The following is a 12,469-nucleotide window of genomic DNA, read 5'->3' on the forward strand; positions in this document are numbered from 1 at the left end:
ATTCCTTGAATTCTGGGGAGAATCTTCGATTTTGGTAAACGCCCATGGATTCTCAGGCCAACTCCGATTCCAGGCTTAGTTTTCCCTTTTCCAAGGGGATTTTCTTCCGCCTAATCCTTTTATTAATAGCGAGCCTTCTTACTGTTTGCGCTCCATCAGAACAATCCAATTTAGGTGTCCAAGATTTTGAAGGCATCAGTTTGGAAGGGGAGAAGATCCGTATTAGCGATATTTCTGCCGATCGTATCGCCTTAAATGTATACGGACCCAATTGCCTTCCTTGTGTTAAGGAAATCCCTGTTTTAAATTATCTGAATGCAGAATTGAAAAAAACTCCGCATATCAAGTTATATATGATCGTGGACCCGGATATATTTTTTGATAATCCGGAAGCTCTTTCTACGGAACAGAAAATGAAAGAAGCCGCGCTTCTCATGAAAGAAGAAGTTAAAAAATTCGGGATACAACTTCCTGTCCTTATCATGAAACCACCTTTCAAAGTGGATCGCACGGAAGGATTAGTCACGGGAACTCCGGAAACACTTCTATTCAAAACAAAACCTTTGATCTTATATTATAATTTTATTGGGCCGATCAGTGAAGAGTCCGACCCGAATAAAATCCCTAAAAATATGAAAGTGATCTTCTTTAAAAGAATGGCCGGCCAATCATGAGATGTCTCATCGTTCGGTTCAAGGACTGTGAAGGTCCTGGAACTCTATTAGATTCTTTGCAAGCTAGGAATTATAGGATTACTTATCATAACGCGTACGATCCGAGAGTGCATATTGTTCCTGCCGCTCATCAGATGTTCGATTTGGTTGTATTCTTAGGCGGACCCCAGACTGTTCATGATCCTGATCAGCATAAATTTTTCAAACCTTGGCTGGAACTCGCATCCCATCTAGTATCTATGAAAGATAAGAAGGTGATCGGGATCTGTTTGGGTTCCCAGATCCTCGCAACAGTTTTAGGAGCTAAAGTATACGAGGGGGAGAAGGGACCAGAAGTAGGGTTCTCAGACGTTAAATTAGTGAATCCATCTCATCCGGCGTTCTCTAAATTAAACGGAACTTCTAGCTTTCCTGCATTTCATTTACATGAAGACGTATTCGAGATCCCAAAGGGTGCGGATCATCTATTACAAGGAAGTTTTTATTCTAACCAGATGTTTGGATATGAGAACCGTGTATTCGGTATCCAGTGTCATCTGGAAGTAACTGAGAATATGTTAGGCGTTTGGAAGAATGTTCATTCTGAGTTTATCAAAAAAGCTGGATGGATTCCCGGACCCGAAACGGAAGATCTTAGGTCTCAGATGGAAAGAGCCGGCAGAGCGCTCTTCGAAGGAATTTTAGATTTATAATATTCTATCCAATGTCCCGAATTCCGGGACATTATCTATTGAATTGAAACGGTTGATGGTGCATACATGATTCAGAAATTACTAAAGGTCATATTCGGAAGTAAATACGAAAGAGATCTTAAAAGACTCACTCCAATTGTAATCCAAATTAATTCTTTGGAAGAGTCCATGCGCTCTCTAAGCGATTCCGAACTTTCTTCTCAAACTAGAAAGTTTAAGGAGAGGCTCTCCAAGGGAGAAACTCTGGATGATATCCTTCCGGAAGCATTTGCTACAGTAAGAGAGGCTGCCTTAAGAAAATTAGGCATGCGTCATTTCGATGTGCAGATGATGGGTGGTATCTCTCTTCATTGGGGAAATATCTCCGAGATGAAAACTGGAGAAGGTAAAACCCTTACTTCTACACTTGCAGTTTATCTGAATGCGTTAGCCGGTAAAGGAGTTCATGTGGTTACAGTGAACGATTATCTGGCAAGAAGGGACGCAAATTGGATGAAACCTATTTACGATTTCTTGGAATTATCTGTTGGGATCATCCAACATGATATGGAACATGATGATCGTAAAAAGGCTTATTCCGCCGATATCACTTACGGAACCAATAACGAATACGGATTCGATTATCTGAGAGACAATATGGTTTCTCATATAGATCATAAAGTGCAAAGGTCGCATTACTTTGCTATCGTGGACGAGGTGGACTCGATTCTTATCGATGAGGCAAGAACTCCACTTATCATTTCCGGTCCTTCTGATGAATCCACAGACAAATATACTCGTATAGACAAGATCATTCCTCGATTAGTCGAAGGAGAAGATTACGAGAAAGATGAGAAGGCCAAAAACACCCTAATGACGGAAAAGGGTGTGGCTCATGTAGAAGAGATTCTCGGGATCGAGAACTTATACGCTCCTCAAAACGTGGATTTGGTTCATCACGTTCACCAAGCATTAAAAGCTCATAAAATATTCCAAAGAGACGTGGACTATGTTGTCCAAAACGGAGAAGTGATCATTGTAGATGAATTCACCGGTCGTTTGATGTCCGGTAGAAGATATTCGGACGGACTTCACCAAGCTTTGGAAGCAAAAGAAGGAGTGCCGATCGCAAGAGAATCCCAAACGCTCGCAAGTATCACATTCCAAAACTATTTCAGATTGTACGAAAAACTTTCCGGTATGACTGGAACCGCAGACACTGAAGCGGAAGAATTCCATAAGATCTATAATTTGGATGTAATCGTAATTCCACCAAACGTTCCTGTTCAAAGAAAGGATGCGGCTGATAGGGTTTATAGAACTGAAAAAGAAAAGTTCACAGCTATCTTAAATGAGATCAAAGATTGTAGGGATAAAAAACAGCCTGTACTTGTTGGAACTATCTCTATCGAAAAATCAGAGGTACTTGCTAGGCTTTTAGCTCAGGCTGGAATTGCGCATAATGTTTTGAACGCTAAATTCCACGAGAAAGAGGCAGAGATCATAGCAAACGCAGGAAAACCTGCAGCGGTTACAATCGCTACCAATATGGCGGGAAGAGGAACTGACATTGTCCTCGGCGGTGCTCAGTTATTTAAAGAAAACCTGGAATCTTGGAAAGAATCAGATCCAGTGGTAAGTGAATTTAAGGAAGCAGTGGTTCGTGCAGATTTTGAAAGAGCAGAATCCATTGCACAAAGACTAGATTCTCAGGCTAAAAAGACCAAGGCAAACGAGATCTTGACTAGTGCAAAAATCTGGAGAAAGAACCACGAAGAGGTTCTGGAAGCAGGTGGTCTTCATATATTAGGAACAGAGAGGCATGAGGCGAGAAGGATAGACAATCAGCTTAGAGGTCGTTCCGGTCGTCAGGGAGATCCTGGCTCCAGTAGATTTTATCTTTCCTTACAAGACGATCTCATGAGGATTTTCGGATCGGATCGTATCGCAGGCATCATGGAAAGACTCAAGATGCCGGAAGGACAAGAGATCGAACATCCAATGGTGTCTAATGCAATTGCCAGGGCCCAAAAAAGGGTAGAAGGTCATAACTTCGATATTCGTAAACATCTTTTGGAATACGATGATGTAATGAACCGCCAAAGGATCGTTATCTATAAAATGAGAAACGAAGTCCTAGAAGGTGGAGATGTAACCGGACAGGCAAAAAGTTTCTTAGAAGAAATGATAGAGGCCCAAGTAGTTACTACCTGCGAAGGTGGAAATCCTAACGGTTGGGAATGGGATGCCTTAAAAGAATGGTTCGAAGGACTCGGACTTCCTTGGAAAGTAGACCAAGACGAAATCAAAAAATCTAAAAATCCTCAATTAGCTATTTTTGATTCTTTGAACAATGCAGCTCAAAATTTTTACCAAGACAAAGCGGATCGTATTGGTGCCGATGTTTGGAAATTATTAGAAAGAAATATTTTCTTAGATATTCTGGATCATCGTTGGAAAGAACATCTATATTCTATGGACCATTTGAGAGAAGGTATATGGACTGTAGGTTACGGAGAAAAGAATCCTCTTGTAGAATATAAACTGCAAGGTTTCAGATTATTCGATCAAGCGATCGAGAACATGAAATATGAGATCGTTAGCTTCTTAGTTCGTGTGGAAGTTACCGAAAAAACTCAGTTGCCAGAAGAGAAAAAAGAGTATAAAAAAGTAGGACAGGAACTTACTGGAGGATTCCAAGAATTGCAGGGAGCTAAACCTAAAAATCCTGCTGCAGAGGCAATGCCAGTGACTTCTGGAGGCGGAGGTTCCGAAAGGAAGACCAGCCGGAGAAAAAGAAAATGAGATCTGTATTCTTATTAGCCGCTTTTTGTTTATTCTCTATCTTTCAATGCGCTTATTTCTTTCCTGGATCGAATAAGGAATCGAAGAGCCCAAAAGTTTTGTATTCCGAGTGTATGGAAACATTTGCAGATGATACGAAGTGTAAAGAATTCGTAGTGAAATCTATTCCAGATGCTGACATAAGTTTATTAGGAAAAGATGCGGATCCGAATGCTGTGGATGCTTCTTCCAATATTTTTATTCGCGCCGAGTTGATCCGTTCTTTGATGAGCCAAAATAAATTATTTGTAAAAGGAAAGATTGGCGAACCTGACGAAAAACGTATCGTAAATAGTTGGGCCCCCGGAATGGAAGAATGGTTATATTTTAGGCCGATCACTAAATATGCGGAAGGGTCGAGACCGGATAAAGAAATTAAGATTCTATTTTCTAGAGGGGCTGTACTTAAAGTTACTCATACCCCTCCAGATCCATTACGTTAATAACGTTTTGGTATGGTAACTTTATACTAAACGATATAGGTCTCTTTTCAGGCTAAAAATTCTCGAAATCTTGACGAAATAATCGTCTATATTCTTTTGGCATAATAGTGCGGCGCATACCTTACATTCTGCTGATTTTACTACAGGTAGCTCTAGTAGTCTTCTCATCCACTATGGAATGGGTAGATAAGGACCTGGAAAGTCGTGCTATTTCTTTATCCCAAACAAAGAAAAACATCTCCACCGCCCTGGAATCGGATCTTACGGATTCCGAAGGATTAGTTTATACTCAAGCGAGAGAAAGAGACAGCAGACTTGTCGATTTTATCGCCGAAGAGTCATCTAGTTATCCTTGGACCCCACCCACATTCGATTCTAAGATCGTATATGTAAGCGGCCAATACAGATCTGACCGACTTCTACATTTTTCCCTAACAAATCTTCCCCCACCTAAACTGGTTTAATAGTTTATATTACTTCGGAACGATTTTCGCGCCATAGGTATATTGGCATCGTTCCATAGGGGAGTCTTGCTTAAGCAAAAGCTATCTTTAGGGATAACTTCGTACAACTATGAATAAAAAGATACTAACGTTTCTAATTTTGGTCTGGGCGACGAATCAGACCGTATCTCAGCCAGATACTACACCGGGGGGTGCTCCTGGTGTAGTAGATCCTTTGTATTCGGATGCAAAGATCGCTGCCGCTTCCGGAGATCAGGAAAGGACACAAGTTCGTTTGGAACTTGCCAAGGCAGAAGAACTACTTTGGAAGAATAACCTTCTATTACTCGCTTCCAAATTTAATATCGACGCGAGAAAAGCAGGCATAGAACAAGCAGGTCTCTATGCGAACCCGAATATTTTCGTGGATCAGAGTATTTTCGCGGAACCTACACAACGTTATTTCGATTTTACCAGATCGGGACAAACTGTGGTACAGATCCAACAAGTATTCTTGCTTGGTGGTAAGATAGATAAACGTGTTCGTGTCGCCGAGCTAAGCGCTAAGATGAGCGAGCAGGAGTTTTATGATCTTGCGAGAGCACTGATCACTAAGTTACGTAGGACCTTCTACTTTATTCATTATTATAGGGATGCTATCGCTTTTTACGACAAAAGTTTAATAGCTCTGGAGAAAACGGTAAACTCGGCTGAACTTGCATACAAAAGAAGAGCGGTTCTCCAATCGGAAGTTTTACGTTTAAAGGCACTTCTATTCTTCTTAAGAAAAGAAAGAGAAGATCTCAGGATCAAGGTCCTGGAGAAGGAAGCTGACTTAAGAGTTCTACTCAACGAGGATTCTTATAAAAGCCAATCCGTCGCAATTGTTCCTGTTTTGGATCTGGACTTCGTGGAAAAGGCAACAATCGAAGGATTAAAATTAGATAATATGCTTGCTAAGGCTCGGGAATATAGACCTGACCTGAAAAAAGCGGTCCAAGCATTAAGATATGAAGAAGCGAATCTGGAATTGCAACATGCAAACGCGATCCCTGATCTTGCATTCGGTCCGATGTATAACAGAGGGGGAACGGCCTTCCAAAACTATTGGGGGATTACCGCTCAGTTGAACATTCCGATCTTTGATAGAAATCAAGGTAATATCAAGGCAGCAGAAAAATCCATTCAAGTCAGAAAACAAGAATTGAAAAACCTGATCTTGGAAGTGGAGAACGATGTGAGCGTTGCGTTGGCCACAGCAAAAGCAAAAGACGATCTATACAAAAAATTCAGAAACACTTATACTTCGGATTACGCAAACCTGGCGGAGGATATGATCCTTAGTTACGAAAAACGTTATATATCCATTTTAGAATTCGCCGACTTCTTCGAAACGTACAGATCCAGTATCGTGGAAATGTTACGCCTCCAAACTGACAGAATGGAAGCGATCGAAGGAGTAAATTACTCGGTCGGAACGGGGCTGATTGTCCCAAGTTACAAATCCAGCGGAGAAACCGGTGGTGCTAATGAAGGGGGCTCGAAATGATTCCATCATCTAACAAACTTAGGCTTTTATTAATCGTAGTGGTCGCGGCAATCTCCGTTTCCATCGTTTCTTTTACGCTAAACAAGGGTGGGAAGAAAACTCCTCCTCGCCCTCAAAAGGCGATCGTCCACGATCACGGTGAAAGGATAGAATTTAAGGAGAATAGCCCTGGTCTCGATATCGTAAAGAGTGCTGAGATCGGCAAACCTGGAGAATTCGTGAATGTAGAAGCTCCTGCAAGGTTGATCGCCACTACTTCTCCTTCTGTATCCGATTCGGAACAGATCATTTTATTCGAATCTGCAGAATTAAACGATCTATATGTGGGTTATGTTCATGCGAAGAACAGTTTAAACAGATCTCGCAAGAACTTGGATCGTATCAAAGATATGTTCAAACATAGGGTCGCTACTGAAAAGGATCTGATCGAAGCAGAGACAGAAGTGAATAATGATGAGGCTGAATTCGCGGAGTTCGAAGGAAAACTGAGAGCAGTCGGCTTAAACCCCGCAATGATCAAAAAGGCAGCAGGGCAAACTGCTTGGATCATTTCAGATGTTCCTGAATCCCAACTTTCCAGTCTGCAAAAAGGAAAAAGAGTTAGAGTAGTTTTTAACTCCTTCCCGAACCAAGAATGGGCAGGTACTGCAGAAGCATTGGGAGACAATGTGGATCCTTTTACAAGAACTGTAAAGGTTAGGATTGCGATCAAGAACGAAGGATATAGATTAAAGCCTGGGATGTTTGCTACAGTTAAATTTCCGGAGGAAACCGGAAGTGACTCGGTGGTTATTCCTTTCAATTCGGTAGTCACCGTCGAAGGTAAAAACTACGTTTTTGTAGAAGAAACTCCTCACGAATTCTTTAGAAGAGAAGTTGTCCTTGGGATCTCCACCAGAGAAAGAGTCAATGTCCTGGAAGGTTTGACCAAAGGTGACAAAGTCGTTGTAGAAGGAGCCATTCTATTAAAAGGACTTAGTTTCGGATTTTAATCTCTATGAAAAGAATACTAAGTTTTATTATTATAATATTCTTATTTTCTTTTGTTTCTTCCGTTTATTCGCAGGAAAAGAAAAAGGATTATAAGAGTGAAGATGTTTCTCCGGAATGGACTCCGGATGCGGATCGTAAAAGTAAATTCGGAGAAGAGGAAAAGGACGATCTTTCTCAGAAAGCGCTTCCTAAATCTACGAACTTCTTCGTATACGGAGCAAGTGTAGGTTCTCCAGGAAGTATAAACTTCAATTTAGGATATTATTATAAAGATATCGTAATACGAGGATCCGGCGGTCATTGGGGGCCTCATTGGTGGGGATGGCAGGCGGATCTAGGATTTAGTTTTTGGAAAACTTCCGTTATTGCGCATAGTGTTTCCGTAGTAATCGGACAATTCCAAGTAGACCCTTTCGCTCCTGAGTTGGGAAGAGGGGGACAAACTTCTTATCCTACGGGCAGCGACTTTCCTGGATACCAGCATAGAAATCCAACTTTTGAAGATTTGATCATTCGCTCATATATAGCCGAACAGAATCCGAATCTAGCTACTTTTTTGGAATATGAAAGTAGGGACAAACAGAAGGTAACTTTAAACCAAAGATATGTAGGGCTTACTTATGATTTCCTTCTTGGAAATTTCTTCCTGCAAGTTGGTGGAGGAATAGGAAGTGGAGATTATAAAAATCCTCAACTTCTAATTCAGTTAGGATATTTCTTCGATACGAGGTCATACTAATGATAGATAGGCTCATTGAATCCGTACTCAAGTTTCGAGTCCCCACCATCATCGCCTCTGTTTTCGTGGCGGTTTTAGGCGTTTGGGCCTGGACAGATATTCGAAAGGAAGCTTATTCGGATATTGCAGATACACAAGTTCGCTTAATTGCAAAATTCCCGGGTAAAGCTGCTGTAGAAGTAGAAGAGAGAGTTACTCTTCCGATCGAAAGGGTATTGAATGCGATCCCTAAAGTAGCGGTACGTCGTTCGAGAACTATCAATGGTCTTGTGGTCTTTCAATTCGTATTTGAAGATGGGACCGATGATTATTTTGCGAGGATGCGACTTATGGAAAGGGTCGCTGATGCGGATATTCCTGAGGAAGTCCAACCTGCATTAGGACCTATGAGTTCTCCTGTGGGAGAAATTTTCAGATATGTGGTGGAGTCTTCCGGAAACCATACTCCAATGGAACTCAGAACGATCCAAGACTGGATTGTAATGCCTAAGATGCTCTCCATTCCTGGGATTGCGGATGTGGTTACTTTCGGTGGTTTGCCTAAACAATTCCATATAGTAACTTCTCCTGACAAATTAGTACGTTATAAACTTACGATAAACGATGTGATCCAGGCGGTTCAGGTGAATAACCTGAATACTGGAGGAAACCTACTTTTACAAGGTGAGCAAGGATTTCCGATCCGTTCTTTGGGTGCGATACGAGAAGCCCAACATATAGAGAATATCGTAGTAAAAACGGTAAACGGAGTCCCTGTATTTGTTCGGGATCTGGCAACTGTGGAAATTTCTCACCCGATCCCGAGCGGTGTCTTAGGTTATACAGTCCGTATAGACAACCAAGTTATGGATATAGATTCCTCGGTCCAAGGTCTCGTGGCTATGCGTCGATGGGGAGATCCTAACGAAATGGGGGATCGGATCCGCGCAAAAGTAAAAGAGATCAATGAGAATTATCTTCCTGACGGAGTACAGCTCAGGACTACGTATGATAGAAGTGACCTTGTAAATTATACGTTACGCACTATTGGGAGAACACTTCTGGAAGGAGTGATGGTGGTCAGCTTGGTGTTGATCTTCTTCATAGGAAGTGCAAAAGCTTCTCTCGTAGTAGTAGCAACCATTCCTTTCGCATTATTATTTGCGTTCCTTCTTATGAATATAACCGGGATCCCAGCAAGCTTGCTCTCCTTAGGAGCGATAGACTTCGGGATCGTGGTAGATGGCGCCGTGATCATGGTGGAAAATATCATGAGAAGATATAGGGATGCCACCCCTGGGGATAAAAGTAAGGGTATCATTAAGCTGACCGCAGAGTCCGGCTCCGAGGTCGGGACGGAGATTTTATTCTCCATTCTGATTATCATACTTGCTTATTTGCCTATTTTTTCTTTCGAGCGTATCGAAGGACGTTTGTTCAAGCCGATGGCTTTCACCATTTCCTTCGCGATCTTCGGAGCTTTAATTTTCTCCATGACTGTGGTGCCGGTTTTGATGACTTATATGTTCCGAAATTATTTCGAATCGGAGAAGCCAGGACCGATCGCATGGCATAACCCAGTCTATGGTTGGATAGAAGTACGTTATAAAACATTAATAGACTATTTAGTAGAAAGATCGAGAAGAGTAGTCATTGGCGCTTTCACTGTTGTTACCATATTTTTGGCGATAGGTGGATATAAACTTGGAACAGAGTTCCTACCAGAAATGGATGAGGGTGGTTTTAACCTAAGGATCTTTTTCCCTGTAGGTATCTCTCTTCCGGAAGCTCGTAAATTTATGCCTAAGATCCGGGAGACGATCTATAAAAACGAACAGGTAAGCGTAGTACTTTCTCAGCTGGGAAGGAATGACGATGGAACCGACCCTCTTCCTCCTAACAGATTGGAAGTGCTCGTAAGCTTAAAAGATTACGACGATTGGAAGGAAAGGATCACCAAACAAGAACTTCTTCTAAGAATGAAAAATGATCTGGAGGCAACTCTTCCTGGAGCAAGGATCAGTTTCTCTCAGCCTATCATGGACAACTTGTCGGAAGCGATCATGGGAACCATTGCGGACTTGGCGGTTTTCGTATCCGGACAAGACTTAAAAGTGATGCGTAAACTTGCGGAAGAGATCTTGGATATCGTAAAGGATATGCCTGGAGCAAGTGAGTTCGGTATTGAACAAGAAGCGGATAGCCCTCAGTTGACTGTTCGGATTGACAGGGAAGCAGCGGCTCGTTATGGGATCAATGTAAGCGATATACAACAAATGGTAGAAGCAGCCATCGGTATGCAAAGAATTAGCACACTGTATGAGGGGCCTTCCGACATTCCTCCAAAAACTCCTGCCCGTTTCGGTATCGTAGTTCGATTCTCAAAGGACTATCGAGCTTCTAAAAGAGCAATCGAGTCAATGCCTATCATTTCTCCTAAAGGGGAAAGAGTTCCACTTTCGCAATTGGCAAAGATTACTTTGGAAGATGGACCTACAATGATCTTTCGCCAAGAAGGTAGAAGGACCATTACCGTCCGAACAAACGTGAGGGGCCGCGACCAAGGTGGATTCGTAAATGAACTTCGTAAGAAAGTTCAGCAAAAGATAAAACTGCCGGAAGGATACGAGGTACGTTACGGAGGGCAATATGAGAACCTTGCTCGAGTTGGTAAAAAATTAGCCATCGTCATTCCGGTAACGATCGCGATCATTTTCGGAGTATTGTTCTTACTTTATAGAAATTTAAAATACGTTTATGTGGCCTTAGCCTGTCTTCCACTTTCCTTGGTAGGAGGAATGTACGCACTTCTGTTAAGAGGATATTATTTTAACGTATCCAGTGGGGTAGGGTTTATCTCACTTTTCGGGATTGCAACCATGTCAGGTGTTCTTTTCGTTTCCAGGACAAATCACCTTTTGAGAGACGAGCCAACATTGACCACTAAAGAAGCGGTCACACAAGCGGCAGTTATCCAGTTGCGACCAATGTTGATGACAATGTTACTTGCGTTACTTGGGTTAATTCCGGCTACTTTGGCGTCCGGAGTTGGATCAGATGTTCAGAGGCCTTTGGCTACAGTAATCGTCGGTGGATTATTCTCCGCTTTATTCCTCGTATTGACCGTGCTACCTTCACTTTATTTAGTATTAGTGGGGGATAGAAAACATTCGGTAGAAAAGGCAGAGACATTCGAACTTCATCCGGAAGCATACGTTTCCTTATACGATGAAGATGATATCGAAGACGCGTCTCCAGCTCATAGGAACGGAAGTAAAAAGGTAAAGAAAAAAGTTCTCGCTAAAAAGAAACGTTAGTTTATGCACTTGTCTTAAATAAAGACAGGTGATGACTATGAATCTACCCGAAAAAATTTTGATCCTAACCGGGGTCTTAAATTTAGCATACGGAAGTCTGACGGGCTTCGCGTATGCGTTTGCGAGAATGAAGGCTGAATTTCCTTCCAGATATTTACAGGCCGCACATATCGGACCATTGATGCAAGGTGCTATGATCCTTGGTTTGGTATTCGCATTTCAGCTTGCTCCCCTTTCAGAAACAACTGCTCTAGTCGGTGCCATTTCATTCGCAGTTTCTTCCGGATTTATTGCCTTAAAAGATACAGTGGATTGGCTCCAAGGGATCAAAGACGAATTTAAAGAGAATCCAGCTCTTGGAAAGATCCTAGGTGGGATTGGAGTTACTGCAAACCTGGTAGGGATTGCTATTATCGTTTATGGGGTTTTGGTAGCTTAATCTTTCAGTTGAAGGAGAGGGATTACCGTTTTAAAACCGGTTCACTATCTGACGTATAAATCATAAAAATCTATCTAAGGACCTTACAATTTCTTGGGTAGATTTTTAAAATTCCGGACCGAGAAACGATTAACAGTTCGAAATTTTTTTACATATTTTTCGCTCTAAATATCTTAAGAGGGATCTGAGATGAGCGAGCATTTAAAGGCAAAACTGAAAAAAGCAGATGCCGGTTTTTGGAAAAAGACATTCAGATCCTGTTGGAATATCCTTCCTCATTCTTTCAGAAGACAATTGGTTGCCATGTCTGGGCAATCGGATCTGGATTTCTGAATAGTTAGCCTTCTTCTTTTCTTAATTATCTTATTCCATCAATTT

General features: G+C 41.8%; 11 protein-coding genes. All 11 read left to right on the top strand.

The window, feature by feature from the left end:
• The first annotated feature begins 44 nt into the window (after positions 1-44).
• The 11 genes from EHO65_RS03885 (at position 45) to EHO65_RS19875 (ending at position 12,424) form a co-directional block, all read left to right on the top strand.
• A complete protein-coding gene (locus tag EHO65_RS03885) occupies positions 45-674 on the top strand; it encodes a TlpA family protein disulfide reductase (RefSeq protein ID WP_135772845.1) in 630 nt (209 codons plus the stop codon).
• Positions 671-1,366, top strand: coding sequence for a type 1 glutamine amidotransferase (locus tag EHO65_RS03890; RefSeq protein ID WP_135772846.1), 696 nt, complete (start codon positions 671-673; stop codon positions 1,364-1,366). Before EHO65_RS03885 ends, EHO65_RS03890 begins: the two co-directional genes overlap by 4 nt.
• Positions 1,367-1,432: 66 nt before the next feature.
• On the top strand, positions 1,433-4,150 hold the full coding sequence (gene secA, locus EHO65_RS03895; protein WP_135772847.1) for a preprotein translocase subunit SecA: 2,718 nt from the start codon (positions 1,433-1,435) through the stop codon (positions 4,148-4,150).
• Positions 4,147-4,632: a hypothetical protein gene (locus EHO65_RS03900; RefSeq protein ID WP_135772848.1), complete on the top strand. Its 486-nt coding sequence runs from the start codon at positions 4,147-4,149 to the stop codon at positions 4,630-4,632. Before secA ends, EHO65_RS03900 begins: the two co-directional genes overlap by 4 nt.
• 107 nt (positions 4,633-4,739) lie before the next feature.
• Positions 4,740-5,096, top strand: a complete 357-nt coding sequence (locus tag EHO65_RS03905) for a hypothetical protein (RefSeq protein ID WP_244243426.1) — start codon at positions 4,740-4,742, stop codon at positions 5,094-5,096.
• A gap of 109 nt (positions 5,097-5,205) precedes the next feature.
• Entirely contained in the window at positions 5,206-6,624 is a 1,419-nt protein-coding gene (locus EHO65_RS03910) for a TolC family protein (RefSeq protein WP_135772849.1), read from the top strand.
• The gene (locus EHO65_RS03915) at positions 6,621-7,616 is read left to right on the top strand and encodes an efflux RND transporter periplasmic adaptor subunit (protein ID WP_135772850.1); all 996 of its coding nucleotides are present in this window, start codon (positions 6,621-6,623) and stop codon (positions 7,614-7,616) included. The genes EHO65_RS03910 and EHO65_RS03915 overlap by 4 nt, the downstream gene beginning before the upstream one ends.
• Before the next feature lie 5 nt (positions 7,617-7,621).
• Positions 7,622-8,356: a hypothetical protein gene (locus tag EHO65_RS03920; RefSeq protein ID WP_135772851.1), complete on the top strand. Its 735-nt coding sequence runs from the start codon at positions 7,622-7,624 to the stop codon at positions 8,354-8,356.
• Entirely contained in the window at positions 8,356-11,652 is a 3,297-nt protein-coding gene (locus tag EHO65_RS03925) for an efflux RND transporter permease subunit (RefSeq protein ID WP_135772852.1), read from the top strand. The genes EHO65_RS03920 and EHO65_RS03925 overlap by 1 nt, the downstream gene beginning before the upstream one ends.
• A 37-nt stretch (positions 11,653-11,689) precedes the next feature.
• Positions 11,690-12,091, top strand: coding sequence for a hypothetical protein (locus EHO65_RS03930; protein WP_135772853.1), 402 nt, complete (start codon positions 11,690-11,692; stop codon positions 12,089-12,091).
• 189 nt (positions 12,092-12,280) lie between these two features.
• On the top strand, positions 12,281-12,424 hold the full coding sequence (locus EHO65_RS19875) for a hypothetical protein (RefSeq protein WP_167482003.1): 144 nt from the start codon (positions 12,281-12,283) through the stop codon (positions 12,422-12,424).
• Positions 12,425-12,469 lie beyond the last annotated feature (45 nt).

The organism is Leptospira andrefontaineae, from assembly GCF_004770105.1.
GTDB lineage: Bacteria > Spirochaetota > Leptospiria > Leptospirales > Leptospiraceae > Leptospira_B > Leptospira_B andrefontaineae.

What these genes read in the sequence shown, in the direction of transcription:
- secA (WP_135772847.1), top strand. Translation starts at nt 1,433, where the DNA reads ATGATTCAGAAATTACTAAAGGTCATATTCGGAAGTAAATACGAAAGA.
- EHO65_RS03915 (WP_135772850.1), top strand. Translation starts at nt 6,621, where the DNA reads ATGATTCCATCATCTAACAAACTTAGGCTTTTATTAATCGTAGTGGTC.
- EHO65_RS03910 (WP_135772849.1), top strand. Translation starts at nt 5,206, where the DNA reads ATGAATAAAAAGATACTAACGTTTCTAATTTTGGTCTGGGCGACGAAT.
- EHO65_RS03920 (WP_135772851.1), top strand. Translation starts at nt 7,622, where the DNA reads ATGAAAAGAATACTAAGTTTTATTATTATAATATTCTTATTTTCTTTT.
- EHO65_RS03890 (WP_135772846.1), top strand. Translation starts at nt 671, where the DNA reads ATGAGATGTCTCATCGTTCGGTTCAAGGACTGTGAAGGTCCTGGAACT.
- EHO65_RS03900 (WP_135772848.1), top strand. Translation starts at nt 4,147, where the DNA reads ATGAGATCTGTATTCTTATTAGCCGCTTTTTGTTTATTCTCTATCTTT.
- EHO65_RS03930 (WP_135772853.1), top strand. Translation starts at nt 11,690, where the DNA reads ATGAATCTACCCGAAAAAATTTTGATCCTAACCGGGGTCTTAAATTTA.
- EHO65_RS03925 (WP_135772852.1), top strand. Translation starts at nt 8,356, where the DNA reads ATGATAGATAGGCTCATTGAATCCGTACTCAAGTTTCGAGTCCCCACC.
- EHO65_RS03885 (WP_135772845.1), top strand. Translation starts at nt 45, where the DNA reads ATGGATTCTCAGGCCAACTCCGATTCCAGGCTTAGTTTTCCCTTTTCC.
- EHO65_RS19875 (WP_167482003.1), top strand. Translation starts at nt 12,281, where the DNA reads ATGAGCGAGCATTTAAAGGCAAAACTGAAAAAAGCAGATGCCGGTTTT.